The organism is Clostridium intestinale DSM 6191, from assembly GCF_900130055.1.
GTDB classification, from domain to species: domain Bacteria; phylum Bacillota; class Clostridia; order Clostridiales; family Clostridiaceae; genus Clostridium_T; species Clostridium_T intestinale.
Map to the genome: position 1 here is coordinate 126,586 of NZ_FQXU01000004.1, position 25,034 is coordinate 151,619.

The following is a 25,034-nucleotide window of genomic DNA, read 5'->3' on the forward strand; positions in this document are numbered from 1 at the left end:
AGGCCCATCATTATTATGTGACCTAATCTTTTTCATTTGATGTACCATCAATTATCATCTTTAAAATCATCAAATTGTATTGAATAAATATCTGAAAACTCAATTTCTATCTTATGAATTGTATTGCTTTCACTATTTAAAACCTCTTGTTTATTTTTAGTATAATCTTTTGGAGCATTAACTATTGGTAATTCTATTATAAATTCTGTACCAACATCTAACTGACTTTTTACATTTATATTTCCGCCATGGGCTTCAACTAATGATTTTACTATTGATAACCCTAATCCGCTACCCTCATGATTTCTATTTAAAGATGTATCTACTTGTCTAAATCTATCAAATATCACTTCTAGCTTATCTTTTGGTATGCCTATCCCTGTATCCCTTATAGATACTATTATCTTGTTTTCATGGTCCTCAACATTTATATATATGTACCCACCTTCATCAGTAAACTTAAGAGCATTAGATATGATATTTAATATTATTCTCTCTATCATATATGGGTCACAGAAAGTTTCTTTTTCCTCTATATCAGTATCAAAAATAATCTTTATTCCTTTTTGTTCTGCATATCTAACAACAGATAAACTTATATCTTCTATTACGCCTATTATATTTGTACTCCTACAAGACATTTTTATATATCCATTTTCAAATCTTGTTGCATCAATCATATTATCTACTAGCTTCATAAGCCTAAAACTATTTTGCTTTATCCCTATCATATATTTTATAGTTTTTTCTTTAAACTTATTTAAATCCTTTGAGTTCTTGATACTATCTATTAGTTGAGTACTTGAATATATAACATTTATAGGTGTTTTAAGTTCATGGGACAGATTAGCAAAGAACTGACCTTTCATATTGTCATACTCTTGTATGCTTTGTGCCATGTGATCAAAAGCTTCAGCCATAGATGAAATCTCATCTTCACCCTTAATATTAGTTCTAACACTGTAATCACCATTTTTTAATTCATCTGTTTTTCTCTTTAACAACATTAAAGGATCAACAATTTTTTTGCCAAATATATAAGAAGCTATTAGTGCTGTTATTATTATAATTATAAGAGTAATTATAGATTCTATAACTTGTATATAGGCGTCTTTCAAAACCACACTACGTTTTGAATTTATCATAATATCCCACCCAAATTCTTTAATAGGATAATCTATTCCCATCCTATAATCACCATCAAAAGAAGATTTCCGCTTATAAGTTCTTACTTCCTCCCCCTTTAGTGCTTCCCATGTAGGAGCATCTTTTGGACTTAATCTTTCCTCAAAAGACATATTTAAATTTGCACTATAATACACTCTATAGCCATTTCCATCAATCAATGAAAAAATATCGCCCTCATTTTTTTTAAAATCAGGCATTTTTGATACAAATTTATTAACATCTATAACACCTGCTATTACCCCCATAAGTTGTCCATCCTTTTTAACTGCTCTAGATACAGGAAATACAACTGATCCACCATTATACTCTTTAACAAGATTAGTTAAAACTTTATCTTCTCCAGCTTTTATTCTTTCATAGTGATCTTGATTAACTACTGATTTTCCGACAAGCTCTTTAGTAGTACTAGCAACTATAACCCCATTAGTATTTATAAAAGATAATCTTTCCATAGTAGTTTCATCAGTATCTAATACTTTATCTAAATATGCTTGAATATCATCTATTTTATCTTCATATTCAACTATATGCTTACTTATAATCAATTCCTGAAACCATAATTCTTCTATATAATTAACAAATGATTTATATATAGATCTGCCTAACTCTTCACTTTCTTCAAATTTCTGCTCTATGCTTCTATTGAAGTTATTTTTTATCCCTATAGTTTGAAGAATGGTGAAGGGTATTAAAGGTATTAATGTTAATATCATAAGCTTAAATCTTATAGACATTTTCTTCATACTGCTTTTCCTACCTCTCTCACGAAATGGAATTATTACTATAAATCTACTTATAATCCTTTTAATTATAACATCTTTAATACCCTTTTAATACCTTACCTCTTATTATTAATTTTCATAAAAAACACCTCTCATGTATACTGTGTATTATTTAATACATCTTACAGGGGAGGTGTTTAATATCTAAGTATTCTATTTAAATAATGTATAACACTATACTTTCTTAAAATCCAATCTAATGAAACTTTTATTATTGGGAAGATTGTAGTTTTTAGTCTTAATGCAATTAAAGCCTCTCTTAGTAAACAAATTTTTAAGTTTATTATCATTTATGTCATGATTTATTGATGTTATGGGTGTAAAATGTGAAGAATATTCTGAGTCGCTTACAAAAGAATTTTTCTCATTTTCTTGAATGACACAAGATATCAATTTTATATTTTCTTTATTTCTATCAACTATAGCTACAAACTGTTCTTCCCCAATATATTCAATAATAAGATTACACACAAGCAAATCTGTTTTTGGAAAACAAAATTCTTTATCATTTATATCTCTACAAATAGTTTCCAGTATCTCTCCCATATAATCATATCTTTCTCTACAGACATTAAGATATTCTTTATTAACATCTATGGCAAAAACTTTTTTAACTTTAGAAATATCTATATTATTAAGTCCATTTCCCCCTGCTACTCCAAGAACTCCAATATATTCATGTTTATTATCTTGAAACTGCTCTTTCATAATTTCATTTAATTTTTGCAGTTGATACACATTGTCATGAGACATGTGCTTTTCGTAAACTTCTAAATCTATTTTTTCCCAAGGATTTCCCAATATTATTCTCCTTAATCTAAATATCTATAATTACTTTATCTTTCTTTATTACCTCTCTCTTATCTTCACCTGATGGTACCATTCTAAATACAATAAACTCAGCCCATTCATCGGTATGATTTTCAATAGTATGAATAGATTTTTTTACCCTTACTATATTATCTTTAAGTACAGTTCTCTCCTCTATTGATTCATTTTCTTTCCATTTAACTATAAGTTCCCCCTTAGTTACAACTAATACTTCCTCTATGATCTTATGTTTATGGTATTCTTGCTTTGTATTTGGAGGAATTTTATTTAAGTGAATCTCAAATTCATCAAAAATAAAATAGTCTACATCAGTTTTATTTTCTTTAGTTACTGAAATCCCATCTAACTTAGTAAAAATATCTAATTCCATAGTTAACTCCTCTTATTCCCTAAAGATTATTCAAAATCAATTTTAAACTATATTCTCGTTAGTTTTATTGTAGGGATAATTAATAATACAAGTAGCTATTATAGACAATATTAATGTAGGCACTATATTAAAAGAAGCAGTTCTCACATAATATTCTTTAAGCTTCCCCCAAATAGTGATATTTTCCACCCACTTTATACCTACAAACATACTATTTGCAGCATATCCTACTATCAAATAAGAAACTATAAATGAAATAATAAAAGTGATAATAACTTTTTTTGCTTTAATCATAATTAACCTCCTAATTGTTTTGATAGGTAGTTACGTTTCCCAGTAATATAAGCTTGTCATCATCTAAAATAATTCCACCTTGTTCTTTAATAGCATAAACCGTATCAGTCTTTTCTTTTAAAACCTTCTTGATGCAACTATATTGAACTTCTGTATCTTCATAATGCACCTCAATATAAAAATTACTCTTTATTAAACCTAATCCAGATTGATAACTAAATTCTGAATAATCTTCATCAGGTGATATATGATAATCCTTTAACTGCATTAAAGCGCCTGCACTTGCACCCATTACTATTTTAGCTTTAGAATTAAGTATTCCCTTATCTAATACACGCTCAACAGCTCTATCAGGCAGCCCTCCAGTAAAAAATACAACATCACTCTCCTCTATAGCTTTTTTCATATCCTCTTTTTTATCTTTAAAAAAATTAATCCATGTAATATTATCTTCACTTACTCCAAGCTCTCCAAATGGTTTAATTAGCTCTCTATAATACTTACCATATTCTCTACTATAAGCCTTGTCCCATTCGTTAGAATTATTTATCCACGCTTCACTAAATGCAAAAGGAATAACTACAATTTTATATTCTGAGCTTATGTACTTTTTAATCGTATCTTTTCCCCATTCTTCCCCAAAATTGTAGCCACTTAATAATATATTTATCACTATATATCATCTCCTTATTTTTGCATATTTTTTATCCTATAAATATTATACACAATTTACCTGTTAATTTTAAGCAATAAAACAGTAATTATCCATAAAACTTCCTTTTAAATTATTTAATGCTTTAAAAGGTATATTTAATTATCCATTTAATCACACTAAGCTTGAAAGGAGTGCACTCATATGAAAAAATTTATCTATTCATTTTTAATAACTTTATTTATATTTGTGAATTTAAACTTTATTGTATCTAACGCCTCTCCTAATACATTTAAGGAAGGGGTTTATAAGTTATCTGACTTTAATCCAGCTCCTGAGAATAAGTATTTTATCCAAAACATTTCAAATGAAAATATCTACGTTATAGTTTTTAATGAAAATCAAGTTGGAATTCAGGCTTTTCAGCTACCTCCAAGATCAGATAAATATAATTTAGCTCCTTTAACCCCGGAATATAGGCTTGTCATCGTTGGTAATGGTGAAGTATATCTATCTTAAAAGGCACCTAGATTGTGTGTCTTTTAAGATAGCTGAAATTAAAAAACACCATTACTTTAGTAATAGTGTTCAAATCTTAGAAATTATTAAACTAATTTATTAACTTCATAGGTAAACTTTTTAAAGTCGTCTAAGTGATTTTTTATTATCATTTCTACAATACTCAAATTTATACTTTGATAATCATGTACAGCTATATTTCTAAAACCAACCATAGACTTTAAATCTGACATCAAACTCTCATTAATTAGATTATTAGCATATAAAACCTCAAATGCATCCCTACTATTTTGAGGTATTCCTAATTTTTTTTCAGATACTATTTCACAGGCTCTCTGAATATTTAGTATAATAGAGTCTTGTTTAGTATAATCCTTCAAATTATCCGGATTATCGTCGTACACTTCGCTTATTCTACTAATACATCTCTCTATCGTTTGTATTTTATTGAAAAGTACATCTTTAGCCATAAACATTACCTCTTTCTTTTATATTCTTAAGTATCTCTGCTCTCTCTTCATTAAGTAATGCATATTCTTTAAAAGCTCTCATCTCAAAATACTGTCTTTTTAAATCGTCGCTACAAAATATTACTTTCCCAGTTCCTACAACCTGTGCCTTAAATACTGTGGATGATTCCTTTAAATCAATCAAATCTACATCTCTCTTAAAAACATCATATAACCGTTGTGCTAACATGAACACTTCATAAGCACTAATGGATTTCTCACTTAGAAATGCTATATCTATGTCACTATCTTCTCTTAATTCATTTCTGCTTGCTGAACCTAGAAGGTAGATAATAAAGGGGTTTATTTCTAACTTCAATATTTTAACAGCTTTTTCTAATTGATTTTCAATACTTTCTTTGACCATAACTCTACCTCCTTATGATATTATTATTCAATTATATTATACTACATAAATTTAACATTTACATATAATATAATCTATTCATTTAATAACTCTTGAAGCTTACTAATAGATTCTTTGTCTTCAAAGTCATCTGATATTTTAAACATTAATCTAGATGCCTCTGCTCCTTTAAATACTTCTTTAAACTTATCTTTATCATTAGTCATAGTTCTTTTTATATTAATAAATAAATACGAAAGACTATTACCCCATTCTTCTGAAGGAATTCCCTTATTATTTAAAGCAATATAAGCTTCCTGTGCTGTAGCTATACTTGCATACTTTTCTGCATAGATGTCCTCATCACCTATATTATTTGAAATACCAGCAAACTTCTGTATATTTTTTCTTACTATATTAGTCAATTCTTTTTTGTAGTTCTCTATTCTTTTATGTTGATAGAAGTTATAAATACATGAAATTGAGATAATTATAATTACCAAAATATAAGCTGGTTTATATCTATTCTTCACTTTATCTCTCCTTTATATAACTTACATTTATTCTTCACTTATCTTTTTCTCTAACTTAGGAACTAGTATATTGTCAACTAATAGAACTACACCTATTACTAACACACCCACTTGAAAATCTATATGTTTTATAAGTGATATTAATCCTAATATTATGAGAACTACTCCTTCTGCTAAAGATAGCAACAATTTATACTTCCCAATCTTACCCAAGCCAAAACTACCATGCTTATATATTTTACCTCTCTTATCTTTTTTGTATGTGATTAAACTACCAAATACAAAAAACATTCCAACAAATAAATATACTAAACTCCATGTTATTCTCATTAAAATATCCTCCTAAAAACTTAATTAAGTTATGCTAATATTATACAGTATTTTCCACTATAGAATGTTATATATTTCTTATTTTTATTTCAGCAACTACTCTATAAGACAACCCTGTCATTCCTGCAAAAATAATAGGATAGGTGCTTCTCAAAAAAATTAAAACCTATACTTTGGCTCCCTTCTTATTGAGCATAAAATCTATGATCCTATCAACTAACAATATAACACATCCTAAAATTCCTATTAGTTCAATATTTATATTATCTACTAATGAAACTAATCCAAGTATAGTTAATATTATGCCTTCTGATAAATTTAACAATAATCGAATCTTATTCGTCTTTTCATTTTTGTAGGTCTTTAAACTAATAATAGTGAGAAATATGCCTCCACATATAAAAATTATAGTACCAAGTAATCTCATTAAAATCGCCCCCTGAAATTTAACTATTTCATATAATTATACAGTATTTCCCATGGTATTGCAGTATTATTAACTTTTTTCAATTTAAGCAAGATTGGAACAGAAATTTCCAATTAAATAATGTATACTATACACATTATTACTGTAGAAGTCTGAAGAACTTCACTAAAACTCTATTTCTTATATTAATGGAGGCGGTGCTTATATGAAACCCAACAATCATATAGTTAATAGTCTAAAATACATTGAAGAAAATCTAACTGAATCCCTATCTTCTAAGAATATAGCAAAAAATGCTGGATATTCTTTATATTACTTCTCAAGACTTTTTAAAGCCCATGTCGGTTTATCTGTTATGGAATATGTAACTGAACGTAGGCTTATCAAAGCCTCAGAAGAAATAATAAATGGCTGCAAAATACTTCAAGTTTCATTAGACTATGGCTATAATTCTCACAATGGATTCGCTAAAGCATTCAAAAAAAGATTTGGCTTCTCACCTTCTCTTTTAAGAGCTTTTAGTTTTCAAATTAATTATTCAAAAGGAGGCAATTATTGTATGAATCAATTATTTATGCAGACCACTGAACTTCATTCTACTAAGGAAGAACTCTATGATTTATTAATAAAGAGTTTGAATAACAATAAGGTAAAATATAATTTAAAACTCTTAAAGAAAGCCTATTATTTTGCTTGTATTGCTCATAAAGATGAAAAAAGATATTCTGGTGATGATTATGTGACTCACCCTTTGAATGTCGCGATCTTATTATCAGAAATGAATGGAAGTGATGATGCTATTATCTCTGGGCTACTCCACGATATTACTTCCTTTTCTTTTGAACAAATAAAACTAGAGTTTTCTGAAAGGATTGCGGATATTGCTCAGAAGATTGCAAACTTCAACAATAGTATTGAAGATGAAGATGTGATAATGGTCAAACTTGCAGACAGGCTTCATAATATGAGAACTATTGAGTTTATTGATAAACCCCGCTGGCTAGAAAAAGCAAAGGAAACTTTAGATACCTTTTTACCAATAGCCTCAAAGTTAAAAAATGACAAACTAATCTCAGAATTAAATAATCTATCAGTAAAATATCTTTAATTTAATAAAGGACGGTAGTAGCTTCCAACAAAGCTAACTACAGCCCCTTTTTTAATAAAAGTTATAGTCAAAAATATTATATTAAAATAACCAATACAGCTTATCTTCTGATAAAGTAAATCCAAGCTTCTTTTGTAGTGCTATGGATTTATCATTCTCTATCTCTATATGTCCAAAAGGTACCCTGCCTTGTTCAAGCATATGATTTACCATGAAGCATTCAAGCGTTTCCCCATAGCCAAGCCTTCTATAAGGTGGAAAAATCTCTAAAAGGCCTATACTTCCTTCTAGATGATTACCTATAAATCCTACAAGCTTATCTTCTTTGTAACCTCCAAATAAACTTTCAGTATTTAATAAAATATCTATTTCTTCTTCAGATAGTTTATTATAATTCTCTAAAATGACTTCTTTTTGATTTATATTTAGAGGTCTTATTTCAAGTTCAGATTTCACTTTAAGTTTATTTTTACTCATGTAGGAAGCTTGAAAACATTCAAGTTTATGAGCTAAGTTAAACTTTTTAATAATATAATCTGTCATAAATTCTTGATGAACTAAAAATAGATTACCTTCATTTAACTCATCAATTAAACTTTTTCCTTTTTCGAAACTCTCAACTGAAAGCATATATGCTCCGCTTATCTTTTCTTTTAATAACACTCCATCATCTTCAGAATATAATATTTCTGCTGAATTTCTATTAATTACTTCAATCACTCCTATATGTAATAGTTGATTTTTCATTAAGTATTTAATCATATTTCCTCCTATAATCTATAACTCCTTACCCATCATAACCATACTATTATAGGACTTCAATCCTCTTTTACTATAAAATCCTTCTGTACCATCTTCTCTCGAAGTAAAAAGAACAATCTCCTTAACTCCTTTTATTTTTAATAATTTTTCAAACTCTTTTAATATTAAGGTTCCAATTCCATTATTACGTATATCATTTTTAACACAAAACTCTTTAATATTAAACATTATGCCATCATAAAATTGCTCCTGACTTCCTAATATCATTCCACATAGTTTATCTTCTTGATATGCTGTAATTCCATAAGAATCTTCACAGTTAATAAACTGTTTAAGTCTTTTAGCCGAGGTTTCTAATGTCCAATTATCATTCCAAGGAGGTGAATTAAATGTTTCTACATACATTTTAGCTAAATCATCAATATCATCTAAAGTTATTTCCTTAAATTCAAGTTTAAATTCCATCATACTACTTAAGTCCCTTTAATTCTAATTTCAGATTATCAAAATAAGCTTCCATAATTTTAATTCTTTCTTTTCCTATTTCTATAGCTTTATCTGTATATAGTTTGTTTGGAATCTTTTTAAGCTTTACTTCATATTCAATTAATGGAGAATGTTTAGACATGTCCTTCACTCTTCCATTTTCAGCTGTATTTTCTTTTAAATAATCATCAAGTGAACTATCAAATGCTAACCTTTGTCCAAACTGTCCTGATAACATAAAGCTTCTAGCAATTCCAGTAGCTCCTATTGCATCTAATTTATCTGAATCAAATAATATCTTTGCCTCTATAGTTTCAGGTACATTACCTGTTCTAAATCTATGAGTCTTAATACAATGTTTTATCTTTTGAATCCTTTCTTCATCATAGCTTAATTGTTTTAATATTTCCTCTGCTTGTTCACTACCTAAAACTGCATGATCTACTGTTCCTGTTTTATCATTACTTTCCTCAACTCTAGCAATATCATGTAACAATGCAGCTGGAATCAGTACTTCTAAATCAACATTTTCCTCATGTTTAGCTATAAGTAAACAAAGGTTATAAACCCTAAATACGTGATCTAAGTTATGCGCTGAACAGGTTAATTTATCTTTAACTATTTCTATAATCTTTTTATGTCTTTGTTCTGTATTCATATTTATTCTCCTTTTAAGTACTATAAGATTATGTTTAACTAACAGGATATTCTTATTTATGCTTTATATATTCTTTCTTTATACTTATTGGTATTAACATATAATTTATAAATATAAATATGAAGCCATATATTAATACATATGTACTATGTAAGTTATATTTGATTATTAAGATTCCAAAAACAATCATGCATACTGAATTAAATATCGAAAAATATAGCTGTAGATTCAAGAACTTTTCTCTATCTATTAATACAAGCTTATCACTCATATTAACACTTATCTTATTTTTATATATCACGGAATAAATTATAAAAATAATCCCTGTGGCAACCACCAGTAAACCATGTATATTCACTTCAAGCCCTCCTTACTTTTCTCAACAGACTATTTCTCCATTAAGTATGCTGTGCATGAAATCTTAAAATTGCATTTCTCATATAAGTTTTTTGCGCCTAGATTATCAATGTCTACATATAATCTAATGCCTGTTGAGCACTTTTCTTTCATCAGTATTTCTGCCTGTTTCATTAGTTTTTCAGCTAATCCATTTTTACGGTATGATGGCTCAATCCATAATTCATCAACATATACATGTCCATGACCATTAAACTTACCTACCTTTGGCATATAAACTAATGATATCCAACCAACATATCGTCCCTCAACTTCAACGGCATATATAAATAAATTGTGGTTATTCAATTCATTTATGATGTCTTCTGGAATACTCTTTTTAGATGGCACTCTTTCACTACCGTTTATTCTCCAATAAATCATATCGTCAAATAACGAATAATTTTCAGAACTAACTCTTACAATACTATATCTCACTCAATTATTCTCCAAACCAATTTATATTTTTATTTTCTTATATAATTATACCTAAAAATAACATCAATTCCAAATATATAAAACAAATAGTTCACTAACAGTATGTAATGCACTAATGCCTAAATAGCCATATGTTGTTTATCTTTAGTAATGATAAAAATAAAATCATTAGAACAGTTCCTATTGATGCACTTATATTTATAAATTTTTCAACCTTAACACCATTTTTTAATAGTTTTTCAATGATTTTATATATAATTAATCCAATTATTCCGCCTAGAGTATTATTAATTATATCAGTAATGTCAGAAGCTCCTATATTCAAAATATATTGAGATACTTCACATACTAAGCTAATTAAGAAAAACAAGATAATTCTTCTCCAAATACTCCATCTTTTAAATAGGATTCCTGCGTATACGCCAAGTGGTATAAAAATTACTACATTCATAATCATTTCACCAAAGGCAAGTCTACCATTTAAGATTAAAGGTTCACTGAAAGGAATTAAATTTATACTTCTCATATTTCTCAAAGAAGGTAAGTGTATATTAAATTTAAATACTATAATCCAAAATAACGCAATCATATAAATTATAAACAATATCTTGGTTAACTTTATACCAGCTTTTCTATTACTAATTTCCATTATTTTTCCTCCTAAATATTTTACTGTCTGTAGATAATTTTATCAGCAAATTCTTAAGAGGCTTCTAAATAAATCTTAAAAAACATAAAGAAATTATTAATAAAAGATGATGACTAATAAATTAATAGCAACAAGCCGCAAACAGTCTTAAACTATTTGCGGCTTATTTTATGGCATTTTCCCTAGGTTCATAGGTTTTAATGCTTCTTCTATTTCTTCTATTGACTTTCCTATACTGCTTTCTACAGCTGAGGTTACAGCTCCTTCAACTATTGGGCAATCTACTATTTTGATCTTCTTTGCTTTATCTTCATCCATCATCTCGATTGCCATTTCTGCATTCATAAAGGCACTTCCCAAATCAAATATGAGAACTACTCCATCTTCTGAGTAAACACTTTCTATTGCATTCATTATTTTCGTAACATCTGTGCCTATTCTTCCATCAGAGGTTCCTCCTGATGCAGCTATAGGAACTTCTGGTGCCATTTGCTGAGCTAGTTCTTTTACGCCTTCTGCTATGTTTTTACTGTGTGAAGTTATTACTATTCCTACCATGACTACTCTCCTTATTATTCAATAGCTTCATATATTGTTTCTAGTATTATTGCAGATGAAGTTGCTCCTGCATCTTGATGTCCTATACTTCTTTCTCCTAAATAGCTTGCTCTTCCTTTTGTAGCTATTATAGTTTTAGTATATTCTACCCCATTATAGGCAGCTTCTTTAGCAAGTTTTAATATTTCTTTAGATTCTAATCCTTGCTCTATTCCTTTATTTATAGCTTCTAATGCTGGTTCTAGAGCATCTATCATTGTCTTTTCTCCTGCCTTAGCCTTACCTCTCATCTTTATTCCGTCAAGAGCATCTTTAAGCATGTTTGAAAAATCTTCGATATCTATTTCTGTTTTTCCATTTACACTCATGGATGATTTCATAAAGGCTGTTCCATATAAAGGGCCTGATGCACCTCCAACAGTAGATACTAAAGCCATACCTGTTTTCTTTAGAATTCCTGAAATATCTACGCCATCATCCTCCTTTAACTTTTCAGTTACAGCCTTGAAGCCCTTGCTCATGTTTATACCATGATCTCCATCCCCTATGGTTGCATCTAGTTCTGAAAGATACCCTTTATTCTCATCTATTTTTTCTGCTATTTGTGTTAATATTTCTATAACTTTTTTGCCGTTTATACTCATGTTATCTCCCCCATAGATTGTATTGTAATTAAAGTACCCTTAAAGCTGGAGTATCAGCAGGTGCATCTAATAATTCTTTTAACTCATCATCAAGTTTTAATAAGGTTACAGAGAAGCCTGCCATTTCAAGAGATGTCATAAATTCACCTACAAATGTTTTATGAATCTTGATTCCTTTTTCAGTTAGCATTTCATTAACCTTCTTATTTACTATATAAAGTTCCATAAGAGGAGTTGAGCATAATCCATTTACCATTACTGCAACTTCTGTACCATCTTCTAGGTGCATATCATCTAGAATCTTATTAACTAGATGTTCTGTGATTTCATCTGATGTTTTTATTTCTTCTCTATGAGTACCTGGTTCTCCATGAATACCCATACCTATTTCCATTTCATTTTCAGCTAAAGTGAAGTTTGGTTTTCCTGCTGCTGGAACTATACAAGATGATATAGACATACCCATACTTCTTACATTATCAATTACCTTTTCAGCAACTCTTGTAACTTCTTCTAAGCTTGCTCCAGTTTCAGCCTTTGCTCCTGCTAATTTGTGTATAAATACTGTACCTGCAATTCCTCTTCTTCCTGCTGTGTAAGTACTATTTTCTACTGCAACATCATCATTTACAACTACAGTACTTACTTGTATTCCTTCCATCTCAGCCATATCTTTTGCCATTTCAAAATTCATTACATCTCCAGTGTAGTTTTTGATAACTAAAAGTACACCATTTCCTGAATCAACAGCTTTTATAGCTTCATATACTTGGTCTGGAGTTGGTGATGTAAATACTGCTCCTGCAACTGCTCCATCAAGCATTCCTTTTCCAACATATCCACCATGAGATGGTTCATGTCCACTTCCTCCACCACTAACTAAAGCTACCTTTCCTTGAACTGGTGAATTTGCTCTTACTAGCACTGTTGCATTCTCTAGCTTTCTCACATAATCTGGATGAGCAGCTACCATTCCTGAGAGCATATCCTCAACTACTAATTCTGGATTATTTATTATCTTTTTCATAAACCTCTTCCTCCCTTAAATATATAAATTAATTGCCTCAATAATATATATAGCAAAACTCAAGCCAATATTAACCAAAACTATAAATCCTCATTATTCAGTAAATGTTTACAAGAAAGTTTAAGTTATGGTTGGGAATAAATATCAACTTGTTCCTTTTTACCCTGATACTTATTCCCAACTTATCTTTTTTTCTATTCCATATTGTCTTGCTTTAGCAGCTACTGTTTTGTGAGTTAATCCTAATACTTTTCCTGCTGCATTGTAACTTCCATACCTTTTTAGAGCTTTTTCAATTATGATTTTTTCATATTCTTTTAAAGGAAGTATATCATCTTCAATTATTGATGTTACATGGGCCTTTTCATGTTTCATGGGCCTCTCTTGTCTCATGTAAGAAGGTAAATCATCAAGGTCTATCACCTGATTTTCATTTAAAGCAACTAATCTTTCAACTAAGTTCTCTAACTCTCTTACATTTCCTGGCCAAGAATAATTAAGAAGGGCCTCCATGGCATCATTTTTGACTAAACTTATATTTTTGCCTATGTTCTTACTTATCTTATTAATAAAATGCTCAAGTAATGGTGCTATGTCTTGTCTTCTTTCTCTAAGTGGAGGTAAAAAGATAGGTATAACATTAAGTCTATAATATAAGTCTTCTCTAAATTCCATTGTCCTTACCATTTCTTCTAAGTTTCTATGGGTTGCACCTATTATTCTTACATTAACCTTGATGGTTTCTTCTCCACCAACTCTTTGGAACTCTTTTTCTTGAATTACTCTTAGAATCTTTGCCTGCATGCTCTTATCCATTTCTCCAATTTCATCTAAAAATATGGTTCCATTTTGGGCTAGTTCAAACTTTCCAAGCTTTCTTTTGATGGCACCAGTGAAGGACCCTTTTTCATGTCCAAAAAGTTCACTTTCTAAAAGATTCTGAGGAATTGCAGCGCAGTTAACTCTTACAAAAGGCCCTTTAGCATTTTTACTTCCATAATGAATTCCTTCTGCAATAAGTTCTTTACCAGTTCCACTTTCACCCCTTATCAAAACTGTGGTATTAGTTTTTGCAGCCTTTGAAGCTGTAGCTAATGCATCTAGTACCTTTCCACTGTAACCTATGTATTTTGAAAAAGCCAAATCTGGTTTCTTAGTTCTAAATAGCTCTTCCTCTAAATACTCAGCCTTTGCAGATGCCTTCTTTAACTTTTCTGATAACTTCTTAACTTCTGTGATGTTTTTGATTACAGAAACAACACCTGTTATCTCACCATCAACTATTATTGGGTTAACATTACATACAATAGTAACATCATTTTCCTTATAACTTAATGCACCTACTACACTTTTTCCTGTCTCTAAAACCCTTCTTCTTACTCCATCTGGAGAGATATCTCTGATGTTTTTATTAAGTATGTTTTCTTCTTTCTCGCTTAAAATTCTTAGATAGGCCCTATTCACATAGGTGATGACCCCCTCTGAACTCATAACACATATTCCATCTTGTACAGTTTCTAATATAAGCTGCAATCTTTCTTTAAGTTCCTTAACGGTTTTTAATTCATTTTTTACTTTTTCTAAATTTGATATATCACTAAAGACAGCTAATGCACCTTTTGATATCTTGTCTATCATTATGGGCGTTCTATTTATGAGAAGTATCCTGTCATTTATAACTTCCCTTACCATAAGCTCTGATTTTCCAGATTTATTTATTTCCTTAAGCTTACTTTGATATATAACCTTGTCTACATCTTTGCCAATTACTTCTCCTGAAGATAAGCCAAGTATTCTTTCTGCTTCTTCATTAAATATAGTTATTATATCGTTCTCATCTGTTGCAATAATTCCATTAGGAATGTTGCTAAACACTTGCTCTAAGGTCATTGTGTTGTTATTTATAATGGTGTCTACCTGATTTATTGTACTCTTGTCCTCTAAATCAAAATCACTTTCTAAAAAACTACATATTTCCTCTAGGGCCTCTTGTGGGGCCTCACCTTGGGCCTCTACAATTATCTTTTCATTTTGCTTTACCTTAAGTAAAACTAGCGGCATAAGGCTTGCTGCTGATACCTTCTTTTTCTCTTTATATTTTATAAAAATCTCTACCTTGTATTTCTTTTGAAGTTCACTGACTTTGTAAACTACCATGGCTAAGACTCTTGCATGAAGTCCTTTTTCATGTTTTACTTCTATTTCTTTGTTGACTATCAAGGTTTTCAACTCCTTTCTGTAAATGTAAATTGGACTTATATTTACTTGTTTCATTTTGGTTGTTCCATCAAATATCAACATTTCCATCACGTACTATCATAAGCTTATCTTCATGTCCATGAAGTCTGTCCATCAATTTTTCTTTAGATTTATCAAAATCATTACTCCAACCGTACATGGAAAATAGCATTTTGATGGTTGGCTTGTACTGACATTCTTCTAGTTTCATATTTTGATGGACCCATCTTTTTAAAATTCTGTATTTTCTTTTTAATGGAGGTGTATCAACTAATATGATCTTGTCCGCTTCCTTAAAACCTTTATCAAAATATCTTCTAGCTACTCCTTCAATTATCCACTTTTCAGTAGCTAAAATCCTATTAAACCCCTCATCTATTTGCTCTGGAGTTCTTCTAACTTCTCCATCATCTGTTTTCATATGTACAATACTATCTAGCTCGTACCATGAAATATCTAGCTTTTTTGAAAGCTTCTTTGCTAGGGTTGTCTTTCCACTGGCTACGGAACCTATTATATATATTTTCATGCTAACGCTCACTTTCCTCAACCTGTATTGAAGCAACATGATCAGTTGCCCATTCACATAAAGTAATCAATAGAGGCAATAAACTTTTCCCTTGATCAGTTAAAGAATATTCTACCTTAGGCGGCACTTCGGCATAAACTTTTCTAACTATTAAATTATTTTCCTCTAGGGCTTTAAGCTGTTGAGATAACATCTTATGAGTGATGTTTGGTAACTTTCGCTTAAGCTCATTAAATCTCATGGTTTCTTTCCCAAGATGCCAAATAATAATAGGCTTCCACTTTCCTCCTATAATATCAAGCGTCAATTCCATAGAACAATTGTATTCGATTCCTTTAAATATCATTTTTTACTCCTATATGATTTCTAAGTATACATTTGGTAACTACATTACTTAAAAGTGCGTACTTGTTAATAATATCATCAGCCTATAATATTAGACTTAATGAAGTCCTTAAGACTTCTACAACAATAATTTAGAAATGACTCTAATGTACTATCTCCTGTGTCGATAGTACTACAGCACTAAGGCGCTTGTTTTTATTATACACAATTTTCCTATTAGTTTATATCTATGTTTATACAAAATTATTTTTATACTATGGTTTTACGATGAAAGGATTAATTATGAAAGAAAATTTGGTGAAAAAATTTGTACTTAATGATGGAAATAAAATTGAATATTATGTGAGTAATCAAGTTAATAATAAACCTACTTTGGTTATATCTATGGGAATATGGGAACCGGCTATTAGAGCTGTCCCCTTAATATCAAGACTTACAGGGATACATTGTATTGCTCTTAGCTATCGTGGTCGAGGTGGTAGCAGTACACCAAAATCGGGTTTTGATTGGAACCATCATGTATCTGATATAAAATGTGTACTTCAAAACGAACCTATTAATAAACCTGTATTTTTAGGATTTTCCAAAGGCGTATCCTATATGTTTGGCTTTTTATCATCAAATATAGAGCTGGCTAAAGGTATTATTATAATTGATTACCCTGCTATTCATTCTAAGTTAGAGAAAGGTGCCGCTAAGTTCTGGAGTAACATGGTCTACAACGGAATTAAGTTAGATAATTTTATCACTACCCATACGCTAAAATGCATAGAAAATGAATCAACCTACAAAGAATTCTACCATGATTTAAATGCTATGAATTGCCCTGTATGGTTATTTAGAGGTGTAGATTTAGCTTCTAATATTCCATCAAATCTAACTGATGATGATATCCTAAAATACAAAGAAAATGTAAATCAATTAGAAATTATTGATTTCAAATATAGTGGACACATGATTTTAGATGAAGAATTAGGTAAGGCTACAAAGTATATTAAAGGAATATTAGATAAGCTAAACTAAACTTTGCAAAATATTTGAATAATTTTCCTATCCATCATATAATATATAATAACTACAAAAAAGGGGGATAACATATGTCTAAGATGATTATTTGGAGTTTATTTAATATTGTTTTAGTTTTAGGATTGCTGGGACTATGGATTTATGGTTTTATTTTATTTGTAAAACTTGCTCACAGAGGAATTAAAGCTTTAGATCTTTACATAGAAGAAAAAGGCGGTAATAATAGGAACTTTTAAATAGTTTTATACATGAGCTATTCAGTATATGCGAAAATAGGGTTTCAGAACTTGTACCAAAGTTTTGAAACCCCTTTCTATAAGTTTAAATTTATCTACTCTATAATTTTTACAGCTGTTCTCTTATATAAAACTGGTATTGCTATGGCTATAAGAACCATACCCATAAAGGCTGGTGAGGCATGACCAACCGCTACATAAAGTTGACCTCCAATTATTGGCCCAATCATTCTAGCCAACGCTTGAATAGATTGGCTACCTCCTTGAATCCTTCCTTGCTCACTAGAATCTACTGACTTAGATAACATCCCATTAAATGATGGTCCAAAGATTGAATCTCCAAAAGCAAAGATAAACATTCCAACAATAAGAAGTGGATAAAATGATAGTAGAGCTGACATTGCAATAAGACCATAACCTACAATCTCTGAAACCATTCCAAGAATAGCTATCTGTTTATCATCAAGTTTCCTCAAAAGCTTTGGCATTATAAAGCCTTGTGAAATTATATCTTGGAGACCCATAATTGAAAACATAAGTCCTATTACTGCTGGCTTCCAGCTAAAGGTATCCATTGTAAACTGTGAAAAAACTGCCTGCAAAGATCCATTTGGTATCCAAAGTAAAAATGCTGAGATAAGAAGTCTTTTTAAACTTTTCATAGAAAGTATACTTGTAAGTTGGGTAACTGGATTTAATCTTACAAAGCTAATATCTTTAAGTCTATTACTCTTATCAAGACTTTCAGGCATAAAAAAGTATCCATAAATAACATTTAATAAAGTTATTATTGCTCCAAAATACATTGGTACAGCGTAATCAAACTTGGCAAGTAACCCTCCTAAAGTTGGTCCAATAACACCTCCTACACCTACAACGGCACTCACCCATCCAAAGTATTTAGTTCTCTCCTTTGGAGGAATTATATCTGCAAAGTATGCAAATATAGTACTTATTGTTCCTCCAGTTATACCATCTATTATTCGTCCAACAAATAATATCCATAAAGCTCCCCCAAGTCCAAAAACTAAGTATCCTATTGAGGAACCAAAAAGGCATAATAAAAGCACTGGACGACGTCCATATTTATCACTCAAAGCCCCAAGTCCAGGAGCAGCAAAAAATACACAAGCTGCATAAACTGAGGTTAACAGCGTAACAACTATAGCTTGATTTTCAGGATTAGCTACATAAGGTTGTACCAAAAATGGAACAACAGGTGATATGATACCAAAACCTATTCCGCAAAGAAACACAGATATAAGTCCAAATATTAAAGCATTTTTATCTACACTTTGTTCTATGTACTGTTTATTTTGTGATTTAAGCTTAAACATTTAGTTCTCCTTTAAAAATTATTTTACTTCCTAGGAAACAATTTTATATTATCAACTTTTTATTTCCTTGTCAACAAAATTCCCTTAATAAAAAAACAGCCTACCCTAAATAAAGTTTGGCTGCATATTTTCATTATTCAAATTTTTCTGATTCGCTATTCTCATCTATCTTTTTCATTTCTTCATCTAAATGGCTGCTATAACTATCCATAAAACTAATCATACTATCGTATTGTTCCTTAGACATCTTATCAAATACACTTTTATCTCTCTCTTGAAATTCTTTATGTAATTTTTCATGGACATTAAAAATCTTTTGACCCTCTTTAGTTAATCTAAAATAGATTTCTTTTTTATTATCAGGTTTCTTATAACTTTCGATAACCCCTTTTTTTATTAGTTTTTTGGTTAATTTACTTATAGCACCTGTAGTCATATAGAAAGATTCTGCAAGTCTTGTTACATTAGAATCAGTGTTTTTCCCAAGGTATTCAATACAATGAACTTCCGAAGATTTATAACCCTCAAGACGTTTTTCCATCTTAGGTTTGTTAATCCAAGCCATCTTGTTAACTAAATTCCTTAGACCCATTAGAACCTGTTCCTCTTTATCCATGACATATCCTCCTACATGCTATATATTAAACATATTATATTAAATTTTCGTTTTTATTTCAACAAGTTGAAAATTTAATAGGAAATCTTTTACTTACAAATACTTTCTAAATCCTTTAACTAGTTCTTTTCCATAACCCATTGTCTCATAGAATTTATGAGCTTCTTTTCTTTTACCTCCAGATACAAGTGTGGTTAAACTACAATTTCTTTTTCTTGCTTCATCTTCAATAAAAGTCATTAACTTTCTTCCAACACCTTGTCCCTTGCATTCACTACTTACAACAATATTTTCTATAACCATGAAGGGCCTGCAATCACTATTTAACTCATAACAAATTATTCCCATGACTGTACCAACTATTTTATTATTTTCATCCCTAGCTCCAACTAAAATATAGCTTTCATCTGAATTAATCTTCTCAAAAGTCTTATAAAAACCTTCTAGATTGCTTTTTTTCTCTAAAAGTTCCTCATATAATTTTGAAAGCTCCTCAACATCATTTCTAGTAATTCTTTCTATAGTAATCATTGTAATCCCCCCTTAATAAAGATAATTATAACACTAAAAAAGCTGTATTAAATATTTAACTAACAAATAAATTCCTATTATTCCAAAAACTATAGCAGTCCCAATAGCTCTTCCAACAAAAAATTTCTTCATATTATCATCTCCTTTTAGATTAAATTTAAATATCAATGTTCCTACCAAAAGGATGGTAATCACGCTAATTATAATAGGAATAAGATTAGATGATGAATTTTTATTTAATGAAAGTCCAATAACTCCTCCTACTAATAACAAGGCTGATGATATAAAAAACAACTTTTTCTTAATTGATGATACCACTTTTTTATCATTAGGTTCTATTTTATGTAATACAATATTGTTTTCATATTCACGTCTACATTTTTCACAACTTTTTAGGTGTTCTGTAACTAAATCAACAGTATCTTCACTTGCAACTCCATCCATCACAAGAGGTACTAAATCAGCTACAATATCACAAGAAATCTTCAAGTTAAACCCTCCTTTTTTAACATATCCTTAAGCCATTTTTTAGTTCTAAAGTCTATTACTCTTGCTGAATTTTCTGAAATACCTATTCTATCCGATATCTCAGAATAGCTAATACCTTCAACACGCATTTTTATAATCTTTTGCACTTGTATATCCTTAGTTTTCAATAGCTCATCTACTCTTTCATATATCTGCTTTGTATAAAAATTCTCAAAAATATTATCCGTAACATATACCTCCAAAAGATCACTATACTCCACAGTTACTCTATATTTTCTTAAATTTTGTAACCACAAATTCCGCGCAATACCAAATAACCAAGTTTTAATTGATGAATTCCCCTTAAATCCCCCAATCGAATATATGGCTTTAACAAATGTTTCTGAAAGTAAATCCTCTGAAAGTGCAGGATCGTGAGTGAGACTTAATAAATAGTTAAATACATCTTGTTTATATTCCAAATACAAATTTTCTATACTATTCACTGAAATCCCCCTTTCATATAATAAGTCACATTAAGCCATAAAATATTACACTCGATTTATAAAAATTTTATTATATTATTAATTTAACCTACAAAGCAAAAAATAGCAGCACCCATTTAGGTTACTACTATCTTAATTCATGGTGATCCTCTTCATATACTTTCATTTCAAAACAATCGTAAAAAACTATAACTTCTATTCATTGATTACAAATTTCAAATCTTTCTTAGGCCCATCATTAATATCTTGAGAGTTAAACATGGTACTAATTTCATATCCAGTCATGAATCCTTGAACTTCATTACCATCAACTTGTCTTATACTGATCGTATTCCATCTAATAACCTTATATCCTAGACCTCTATATACGGTACTTCCTCCATCTTTTGCTACTAGTGTTGGTACAACAAATATAGGCTTTTTATCTCTTGATATCCTCTTTGAATCAATATTATATGTTACAAACCCAATTGTTATAATCAATATAACACATGTAAATATATTTTTATATTTTCTCATTATAAAACCTCTTAATCATTTTTTAGTTCAGTGCATAATCTAGTAACGATAAAAATGGTTCATTTCATTATGAGAGAATCCAAATTCCCCATAAAATTTCTCAAGACCTTTTTCTGCGATAAGTCCTACAAATATCTTATCAGAATAATTTATATTAATGTATTTGATTATTTTTTCCATTATTTGCTTTCCAATACCTTCTTTTTGATATTTAGGCAATACCATGACATCTTGTATATAGATAGCAGTCGCGCCATCTCCTATTACTCTTCCAAATCCTATAAGTTCATCCTCGCACTCAACACATAAACAGTAATTTGAATTTTTAATCCCCTTGCTTACAATTTCATCATCATAAGTTCTCCATCCAATTTCTTTTCTTAACTTATTATAGTCTTTTGCAGAAGGTAATTTTTCTAAAAAGATTATATCTTTCATCTTTTTCTCCTTTCAGCTATCATAAATTAATCTCCGCAATCCATGTAAAATTTCCTACATGTTCAAAAGAAATCATTAGGCCCATCTGCTCTATGTACTTTCTTAAATCCTCAACTATAAAAAATTTCTTACTTTCTATAAACTCCCACAAATCATCTCTATCATTTCTGAGAAAGCTTTCTTTATGCTCTTTTTTAAGGTGCATATTTTCAAACATGAAATCTATCAAGATAACTCTACTATTATCACTAATTGATAACATATTAGAAAGAACTTGTTGTTGTTCTTTTTCATTAAGTCCATGTAACACATATGAAGATACTGCGATATCAGCCTTTTGCTTTATGATAGGTGCATCAAAAATACTGCTTTCAACAAATTTCATGTTAGGATATTTTCCTTTACCAACTTCAATCATTTCAACATTTTTATCTATGCCAATAATAGTTAACTTTTCACTTAATGGGCCACATAGATTACCTGTCCCACAACCAAAATCAACTATAGTTTTCACTTTATAGCTTAAAATCTTCTCTCTTATCTTTACAAAAGTTTCTTCATACTTATCAAATAATCCAAGTTCATCATCTGATTTCTCTTGAATCATCTTGTCATACAGAATTCCTTTATTTAAAGTTTTCATATATTACACCTCTTTTATATAACTCATGTTTTGATGAACCTCTTGATATACCTATTCATTACAATTGTTCAAACTCAATAATATCATCTAGATTAAATATCCTCTCCTTACTCTCCTCACTATGTGTTACCCAAGAAATTTTTACTTCTGCTGATTTAAATATTTCTTTAATATCATCTTCCTTAAGTCCGTTTGAATAAATCACAATTTTTTCTCCATAAGAAGCGAAATTTGTCCCTTTATTGTCTTCACTATAACCTTTTCCAAACCAATACCTATCTTTATATTGTTTTTGTATAACTTCTTTGATGCTTGGTACTGAAATATTCCTATTTGATATTTTATTTGAATGCTCTACATCTAATGCAAACTCAATATTTTTAAAATCCTCCTTTTTAGGATTCTCTAATTCTTTAGTTCCTACTAATTTATACTCTTCTTCTGTAAGATTAGACACATTAAGTTTTAAAATAAATTTAGGTTCATCTTTGATTTCATTTATATTGCATCCTGTTATAATAAAAGATACTCCAAGTATAAGTATAATAACCTTAATAAAATTTTTCATAAGTTCTCCTCCTTTCCAATATATAAATCACCTACTTATAATCATCCCCCGATGGGCCTCTTGATGCACCTCATGAATCTACCTTTAAATAATTCTTTTTGATGAAATCTATCCATTTATCTTGTAGTTGTTTTTCATTTATCATAAAAATATATTTAAATTCATTTGGGTATTTTATTAAATTACGCAACTTATCATATCCAAACTCCTCAACTATTGATTCTATTATTGTATATGAATATTGATATCCATCACGATCAAAAAACGTTGAAAAATCATCTCCGGTATCTAAATCTTTAAATGTTGGAACTTTATTATTTGTTAATCCCTTCTGTACAGTTTCCTTAATCCAATCATCATTATTGTCTTTAGCCTCAAAACATGCAATACCTTCATTTAGCCATCTTGGTATATCTTTATTTATCTTGTTAACTATGATATGTACAAACTCATGAACTGCTGTTTTTAATACATTATCAAAATCTGAACCTGGTGGAGGATTCATAGGTGATGCTATTATAATTTTATCCTCACTAAGCCCCCCTCTTATCCAATTAGGTGCATCAGAAAGCCCTAAAGCAAGATGGAGCAGCTTCAAATCCGAATAAACTTCAATAACTAACTTATCATCAAGCTTTTGATTTAAATTACTTGTTATTCTATGATAATTTTTTTCAAGATCATCTAATACTTTATCTATACACCTCTCATCAAATTCCATATAATAAACAATAAAATTATCAGTTTCTTTTACTAAATTTAATGTGTTCTCTTTCTGACTATCTATCTTGTTAAAATCTATATCATTTGCCATATCAAAACACTCCTGCAATTAATTCAACTTGTCTATATTCCCACTAATAATATTTTCTAAATTCCCTTGAACAACTTCATCATCCCAATTCCACCATTGTAATTCCATTAACTTATCTATCACATCTTCTGAAAAACGCTTCTTGATTTCTTTTGATGGCACCCCACCTACTATTGTATATGGTGGAACATCCTTGGTTATAACAGCTCTTGTACCAACTACTGCACCATCACCTATATGAACTCCTTGCATAATCACAGCTTCATATCCTATCCACACATCATTTCCTATTACTATGTCTCCTTTGTTGTCCCAAGCTTCTGTTACATTAACATCATTAATTCCCCAGTCTTCAGTAAATAAGGGGAACGGATAGTTTGATAATGAGGACATCTTATGGTTTCCAGCTGTAAAAATGAATTTAGCACCACAGGCAATTGAGCAATATTTTCCTATGATTAAGCTGTCCTTATTTACAGGATAATGGTATAATACATTATTTATCTCAAAGTCCCTTGGATCATTTACAAAATCATTATAAATTGTATACTCTCCAACCATAATGTTGGAATTTGTAATGGTTGGCTTCAAGTATATTGTTTGCTTGTCATTTCTTCTAGGATAAATTTTATTACAATTCATATTAACTCCTATAGATTTAAGATTTCTCTTTTTTATATAATTTTAAGTTATTATTCTTTAACTCTTATTCA

At 29.8% G+C, this 25,034-nt stretch carries 36 protein-coding genes; 4 read left to right on the forward strand and 32 right to left on the reverse strand.

Annotation, left to right across the window (positions count from 1 at the left end; genetic code table 11):
• Positions 1-47: 47 nt before the first annotated feature.
• The 5 genes from BUA92_RS04265 to BUA92_RS04285 all read right to left on the reverse strand — a co-directional run bounded on the left by BUA92_RS04265 (position 48) and on the right by BUA92_RS04285 (position 4,138).
• Entirely contained in the window at positions 48-1,931 is a 1,884-nt protein-coding gene (locus BUA92_RS04265) for a sensor histidine kinase (RefSeq protein ID WP_073017082.1), read from the reverse strand.
• 213 nt (positions 1,932-2,144) lie between these two features.
• A complete protein-coding gene (locus BUA92_RS04270; RefSeq protein WP_083553401.1) occupies positions 2,145-2,771 on the reverse strand; it encodes a class I SAM-dependent methyltransferase in 627 nt (208 codons plus the stop codon).
• 16 nt (positions 2,772-2,787) lie between these two features.
• Positions 2,788-3,171, reverse strand: a complete 384-nt coding sequence (locus BUA92_RS04275; protein ID WP_073017086.1) for a cupin domain-containing protein — start codon at positions 3,169-3,171, stop codon at positions 2,788-2,790.
• 42 nt (positions 3,172-3,213) lie between these two features.
• Positions 3,214-3,465, reverse strand: a complete 252-nt coding sequence (locus BUA92_RS04280) for a hypothetical protein (RefSeq protein ID WP_073017088.1) — start codon at positions 3,463-3,465, stop codon at positions 3,214-3,216.
• A 10-nt stretch (positions 3,466-3,475) separates the two neighbouring features.
• Positions 3,476-4,138 (reverse strand): Type 1 glutamine amidotransferase-like domain-containing protein, encoded by a 663-nt coding sequence (locus tag BUA92_RS04285; protein WP_083553402.1) that lies wholly within the window; start codon positions 4,136-4,138, stop codon positions 3,476-3,478.
• Positions 4,139-4,321: 183 nt separating this feature from the next.
• Between BUA92_RS04285 and BUA92_RS04290 the strand changes: the two genes are divergently transcribed.
• Entirely contained in the window at positions 4,322-4,636 is a 315-nt protein-coding gene (locus BUA92_RS04290; protein WP_073017090.1) for a hypothetical protein, read from the forward strand.
• Between the two features lie 86 nt (positions 4,637-4,722).
• Here the strand turns inward: BUA92_RS04290 and hepT are convergent, their stop codons facing one another.
• From hepT to BUA92_RS04315, 5 genes are all read right to left on the reverse strand, one after another.
• Positions 4,723-5,106, reverse strand: coding sequence for a type VII toxin-antitoxin system HepT family RNase toxin (gene hepT / locus BUA92_RS04295; protein WP_073017093.1), 384 nt, complete (start codon positions 5,104-5,106; stop codon positions 4,723-4,725).
• Positions 5,099-5,512 (reverse strand): type VII toxin-antitoxin system MntA family adenylyltransferase antitoxin, encoded by a 414-nt coding sequence (gene mntA / locus BUA92_RS04300; protein ID WP_073017095.1) that lies wholly within the window; start codon positions 5,510-5,512, stop codon positions 5,099-5,101. Before mntA ends, hepT begins: the two co-directional genes overlap by 8 nt.
• Positions 5,513-5,586: 74 nt before the next feature.
• Positions 5,587-6,024, reverse strand: coding sequence for a hypothetical protein (locus BUA92_RS04305; protein ID WP_073017097.1), 438 nt, complete (start codon positions 6,022-6,024; stop codon positions 5,587-5,589).
• 27 nt (positions 6,025-6,051) lie between these two features.
• A complete protein-coding gene (locus BUA92_RS04310) occupies positions 6,052-6,354 on the reverse strand; it encodes a hypothetical protein (protein WP_073017099.1) in 303 nt (100 codons plus the stop codon).
• Positions 6,355-6,520: 166 nt separating this feature from the next.
• Positions 6,521-6,781: a hypothetical protein gene (locus BUA92_RS04315; RefSeq protein ID WP_073017101.1), complete on the reverse strand. Its 261-nt coding sequence runs from the start codon at positions 6,779-6,781 to the stop codon at positions 6,521-6,523.
• A gap of 205 nt (positions 6,782-6,986) precedes the next feature.
• Here BUA92_RS04315 and BUA92_RS04320 point away from each other — a divergent pair, with 205 nt between their 5' ends.
• Positions 6,987-7,889, forward strand: coding sequence for a helix-turn-helix domain-containing protein (locus BUA92_RS04320; RefSeq protein ID WP_073017103.1), 903 nt, complete (start codon positions 6,987-6,989; stop codon positions 7,887-7,889).
• A gap of 81 nt (positions 7,890-7,970) precedes the next feature.
• Here the strand turns inward: BUA92_RS04320 and BUA92_RS04325 are convergent, their stop codons facing one another.
• The 11 genes from BUA92_RS04325 to BUA92_RS04380 form a co-directional block, all read right to left on the reverse strand.
• The gene (locus BUA92_RS04325) at positions 7,971-8,651 is read right to left on the reverse strand and encodes a GNAT family N-acetyltransferase (protein ID WP_073017105.1); all 681 of its coding nucleotides are present in this window, start codon (positions 8,649-8,651) and stop codon (positions 7,971-7,973) included.
• A 15-nt stretch (positions 8,652-8,666) separates the two neighbouring features.
• Complete coding sequence (locus BUA92_RS04330; RefSeq protein ID WP_242950055.1) at positions 8,667-9,119, reverse strand: GNAT family N-acetyltransferase; 453 nt, start codon at positions 9,117-9,119, stop codon at positions 8,667-8,669.
• A gap of 1 nt (position 9,120) precedes the next feature.
• Positions 9,121-9,795, reverse strand: a complete 675-nt coding sequence (locus BUA92_RS04335) for an HD domain-containing protein (protein WP_073017107.1) — start codon at positions 9,793-9,795, stop codon at positions 9,121-9,123.
• Between the two features lie 387 nt (positions 9,796-10,182).
• Complete coding sequence (locus BUA92_RS04345) at positions 10,183-10,629, reverse strand: GNAT family N-acetyltransferase (protein ID WP_073017111.1); 447 nt, start codon at positions 10,627-10,629, stop codon at positions 10,183-10,185.
• Positions 10,630-10,741: 112 nt separating this feature from the next.
• The gene (locus BUA92_RS04350) at positions 10,742-11,278 is read right to left on the reverse strand and encodes a VanZ family protein (protein ID WP_073017113.1); all 537 of its coding nucleotides are present in this window, start codon (positions 11,276-11,278) and stop codon (positions 10,742-10,744) included.
• A 168-nt stretch (positions 11,279-11,446) separates the two neighbouring features.
• Positions 11,447-11,836, reverse strand: a complete 390-nt coding sequence (dhaM, locus tag BUA92_RS04355; protein ID WP_073017115.1) for a dihydroxyacetone kinase phosphoryl donor subunit DhaM — start codon at positions 11,834-11,836, stop codon at positions 11,447-11,449.
• A 14-nt stretch (positions 11,837-11,850) separates the two neighbouring features.
• The gene (gene dhaL, locus BUA92_RS04360) at positions 11,851-12,480 is read right to left on the reverse strand and encodes a dihydroxyacetone kinase subunit DhaL (RefSeq protein WP_073017117.1); all 630 of its coding nucleotides are present in this window, start codon (positions 12,478-12,480) and stop codon (positions 11,851-11,853) included.
• A gap of 28 nt (positions 12,481-12,508) precedes the next feature.
• Complete coding sequence (gene dhaK / locus BUA92_RS04365; protein ID WP_073017118.1) at positions 12,509-13,507, reverse strand: dihydroxyacetone kinase subunit DhaK; 999 nt, start codon at positions 13,505-13,507, stop codon at positions 12,509-12,511.
• Positions 13,508-13,678: 171 nt separating this feature from the next.
• Positions 13,679-15,727, reverse strand: a complete 2,049-nt coding sequence (locus BUA92_RS04370; RefSeq protein WP_073018001.1) for an HPr family phosphocarrier protein — start codon at positions 15,725-15,727, stop codon at positions 13,679-13,681.
• 67 nt (positions 15,728-15,794) lie between these two features.
• On the reverse strand, positions 15,795-16,274 hold the full coding sequence (locus tag BUA92_RS04375) for an AAA family ATPase (protein WP_073017119.1): 480 nt from the start codon (positions 16,272-16,274) through the stop codon (positions 15,795-15,797).
• A 1-nt stretch (position 16,275) separates the two neighbouring features.
• Positions 16,276-16,620 carry a winged helix-turn-helix transcriptional regulator gene (locus tag BUA92_RS04380; protein WP_073017120.1) on the reverse strand — a complete coding sequence of 115 codons (345 nt, stop codon included), beginning with the start codon at positions 16,618-16,620 and terminating at the stop codon, positions 16,276-16,278.
• Positions 16,621-16,916: 296 nt separating this feature from the next.
• Here BUA92_RS04380 and BUA92_RS04385 point away from each other — a divergent pair, with 296 nt between their 5' ends.
• Positions 16,917-17,642, forward strand: a complete 726-nt coding sequence (locus BUA92_RS04385; RefSeq protein WP_175550852.1) for an alpha/beta fold hydrolase — start codon at positions 16,917-16,919, stop codon at positions 17,640-17,642.
• 74 nt (positions 17,643-17,716) lie between these two features.
• Positions 17,717-17,881 carry a hypothetical protein gene (locus BUA92_RS23170; RefSeq protein ID WP_175550847.1) on the forward strand — a complete coding sequence of 55 codons (165 nt, stop codon included), beginning with the start codon at positions 17,717-17,719 and terminating at the stop codon, positions 17,879-17,881.
• Positions 17,882-17,976: 95 nt separating this feature from the next.
• Here BUA92_RS23170 and BUA92_RS04390 read toward each other — a convergent pair whose 3' ends face one another.
• The 11 genes from BUA92_RS04390 to BUA92_RS04440 all read right to left on the reverse strand — a co-directional run bounded on the left by BUA92_RS04390 (position 17,977) and on the right by BUA92_RS04440 (position 24,963).
• On the reverse strand, positions 17,977-19,218 hold the full coding sequence (locus tag BUA92_RS04390; RefSeq protein ID WP_073017122.1) for an MFS transporter: 1,242 nt from the start codon (positions 19,216-19,218) through the stop codon (positions 17,977-17,979).
• 133 nt (positions 19,219-19,351) lie between these two features.
• Positions 19,352-19,834 (reverse strand): MarR family transcriptional regulator, encoded by a 483-nt coding sequence (locus BUA92_RS04395; RefSeq protein ID WP_073017123.1) that lies wholly within the window; start codon positions 19,832-19,834, stop codon positions 19,352-19,354.
• A 93-nt stretch (positions 19,835-19,927) separates the two neighbouring features.
• Positions 19,928-20,365 carry a GNAT family N-acetyltransferase gene (locus tag BUA92_RS04400; RefSeq protein WP_073017124.1) on the reverse strand — a complete coding sequence of 146 codons (438 nt, stop codon included), beginning with the start codon at positions 20,363-20,365 and terminating at the stop codon, positions 19,928-19,930.
• 33 nt (positions 20,366-20,398) lie between these two features.
• Positions 20,399-20,854, reverse strand: a complete 456-nt coding sequence (locus BUA92_RS04405; protein WP_073017126.1) for a zf-HC2 domain-containing protein — start codon at positions 20,852-20,854, stop codon at positions 20,399-20,401.
• On the reverse strand, positions 20,851-21,339 hold the full coding sequence (locus BUA92_RS04410; RefSeq protein WP_083553403.1) for an RNA polymerase sigma factor: 489 nt from the start codon (positions 21,337-21,339) through the stop codon (positions 20,851-20,853). Before BUA92_RS04410 ends, BUA92_RS04405 begins: the two co-directional genes overlap by 4 nt.
• A gap of 195 nt (positions 21,340-21,534) precedes the next feature.
• On the reverse strand, positions 21,535-21,858 hold the full coding sequence (locus BUA92_RS04415) for a hypothetical protein (protein WP_073017131.1): 324 nt from the start codon (positions 21,856-21,858) through the stop codon (positions 21,535-21,537).
• 39 nt (positions 21,859-21,897) lie between these two features.
• Positions 21,898-22,296 (reverse strand): GNAT family N-acetyltransferase, encoded by a 399-nt coding sequence (locus BUA92_RS04420; RefSeq protein ID WP_073017133.1) that lies wholly within the window; start codon positions 22,294-22,296, stop codon positions 21,898-21,900.
• Between the two features lie 19 nt (positions 22,297-22,315).
• Positions 22,316-22,939, reverse strand: a complete 624-nt coding sequence (locus tag BUA92_RS04425) for a class I SAM-dependent methyltransferase (protein ID WP_073017136.1) — start codon at positions 22,937-22,939, stop codon at positions 22,316-22,318.
• 58 nt (positions 22,940-22,997) lie between these two features.
• Entirely contained in the window at positions 22,998-23,507 is a 510-nt protein-coding gene (locus tag BUA92_RS04430; protein ID WP_073017138.1) for a hypothetical protein, read from the reverse strand.
• Between the two features lie 70 nt (positions 23,508-23,577).
• On the reverse strand, positions 23,578-24,321 hold the full coding sequence (locus tag BUA92_RS04435; RefSeq protein ID WP_073017140.1) for a peptidase MA family metallohydrolase: 744 nt from the start codon (positions 24,319-24,321) through the stop codon (positions 23,578-23,580).
• An 18-nt stretch (positions 24,322-24,339) separates the two neighbouring features.
• Positions 24,340-24,963: a CatB-related O-acetyltransferase gene (locus BUA92_RS04440; RefSeq protein WP_073017142.1), complete on the reverse strand. Its 624-nt coding sequence runs from the start codon at positions 24,961-24,963 to the stop codon at positions 24,340-24,342.
• Positions 24,964-25,034: the final 71 nt, after the last annotated feature.

What these genes read in the sequence shown, in the direction of transcription:
- BUA92_RS04265 (WP_073017082.1), bottom strand. Translation starts at nt 1,931, where the DNA reads ATGAAGAAAATGTCTATAAGATTTAAGCTTATGATATTAACATTAATA.
- BUA92_RS04275 (WP_073017086.1), bottom strand. Translation starts at nt 3,171, where the DNA reads ATGGAATTAGATATTTTTACTAAGTTAGATGGGATTTCAGTAACTAAA.
- BUA92_RS04280 (WP_073017088.1), bottom strand. Translation starts at nt 3,465, where the DNA reads ATGATTAAAGCAAAAAAAGTTATTATCACTTTTATTATTTCATTTATA.
- BUA92_RS04290 (WP_073017090.1), top strand. Translation starts at nt 4,322, where the DNA reads ATGAAAAAATTTATCTATTCATTTTTAATAACTTTATTTATATTTGTG.
- hepT (WP_073017093.1), bottom strand. Translation starts at nt 5,106, where the DNA reads ATGGCTAAAGATGTACTTTTCAATAAAATACAAACGATAGAGAGATGT.
- mntA (WP_073017095.1), bottom strand. Translation starts at nt 5,512, where the DNA reads ATGGTCAAAGAAAGTATTGAAAATCAATTAGAAAAAGCTGTTAAAATA.
- BUA92_RS04310 (WP_073017099.1), bottom strand. Translation starts at nt 6,354, where the DNA reads ATGAGAATAACATGGAGTTTAGTATATTTATTTGTTGGAATGTTTTTT.
- BUA92_RS04315 (WP_073017101.1), bottom strand. Translation starts at nt 6,781, where the DNA reads ATGAGATTACTTGGTACTATAATTTTTATATGTGGAGGCATATTTCTC.
- BUA92_RS04320 (WP_073017103.1), top strand. Translation starts at nt 6,987, where the DNA reads ATGAAACCCAACAATCATATAGTTAATAGTCTAAAATACATTGAAGAA.
- BUA92_RS04325 (WP_073017105.1), bottom strand. Translation starts at nt 8,651, where the DNA reads ATGATTAAATACTTAATGAAAAATCAACTATTACATATAGGAGTGATT.
- BUA92_RS04330 (WP_242950055.1), bottom strand. Translation starts at nt 9,119, where the DNA reads ATGATGGAATTTAAACTTGAATTTAAGGAAATAACTTTAGATGATATT.
- BUA92_RS04335 (WP_073017107.1), bottom strand. Translation starts at nt 9,795, where the DNA reads ATGAATACAGAACAAAGACATAAAAAGATTATAGAAATAGTTAAAGAT.
- BUA92_RS04350 (WP_073017113.1), bottom strand. Translation starts at nt 11,278, where the DNA reads ATGGAAATTAGTAATAGAAAAGCTGGTATAAAGTTAACCAAGATATTG.
- dhaM (WP_073017115.1), bottom strand. Translation starts at nt 11,836, where the DNA reads ATGGTAGGAATAGTAATAACTTCACACAGTAAAAACATAGCAGAAGGC.
- dhaL (WP_073017117.1), bottom strand. Translation starts at nt 12,480, where the DNA reads ATGAGTATAAACGGCAAAAAAGTTATAGAAATATTAACACAAATAGCA.
- dhaK (WP_073017118.1), bottom strand. Translation starts at nt 13,507, where the DNA reads ATGAAAAAGATAATAAATAATCCAGAATTAGTAGTTGAGGATATGCTC.
- BUA92_RS04375 (WP_073017119.1), bottom strand. Translation starts at nt 16,274, where the DNA reads ATGAAAATATATATAATAGGTTCCGTAGCCAGTGGAAAGACAACCCTA.
- BUA92_RS04380 (WP_073017120.1), bottom strand. Translation starts at nt 16,620, where the DNA reads ATGATATTTAAAGGAATCGAATACAATTGTTCTATGGAATTGACGCTT.
- BUA92_RS23170 (WP_175550847.1), top strand. Translation starts at nt 17,717, where the DNA reads ATGTCTAAGATGATTATTTGGAGTTTATTTAATATTGTTTTAGTTTTA.
- BUA92_RS04390 (WP_073017122.1), bottom strand. Translation starts at nt 19,218, where the DNA reads ATGTTTAAGCTTAAATCACAAAATAAACAGTACATAGAACAAAGTGTA.
- BUA92_RS04395 (WP_073017123.1), bottom strand. Translation starts at nt 19,834, where the DNA reads ATGGATAAAGAGGAACAGGTTCTAATGGGTCTAAGGAATTTAGTTAAC.
- BUA92_RS04400 (WP_073017124.1), bottom strand. Translation starts at nt 20,365, where the DNA reads ATGATTACTATAGAAAGAATTACTAGAAATGATGTTGAGGAGCTTTCA.
- BUA92_RS04415 (WP_073017131.1), bottom strand. Translation starts at nt 21,858, where the DNA reads ATGAGAAAATATAAAAATATATTTACATGTGTTATATTGATTATAACA.
- BUA92_RS04420 (WP_073017133.1), bottom strand. Translation starts at nt 22,296, where the DNA reads ATGAAAGATATAATCTTTTTAGAAAAATTACCTTCTGCAAAAGACTAT.
- BUA92_RS04425 (WP_073017136.1), bottom strand. Translation starts at nt 22,939, where the DNA reads ATGAAAACTTTAAATAAAGGAATTCTGTATGACAAGATGATTCAAGAG.
- BUA92_RS04430 (WP_073017138.1), bottom strand. Translation starts at nt 23,507, where the DNA reads ATGAAAAATTTTATTAAGGTTATTATACTTATACTTGGAGTATCTTTT.
- BUA92_RS04435 (WP_073017140.1), bottom strand. Translation starts at nt 24,321, where the DNA reads ATGGCAAATGATATAGATTTTAACAAGATAGATAGTCAGAAAGAGAAC.
- BUA92_RS04440 (WP_073017142.1), bottom strand. Translation starts at nt 24,963, where the DNA reads ATGAATTGTAATAAAATTTATCCTAGAAGAAATGACAAGCAAACAATA.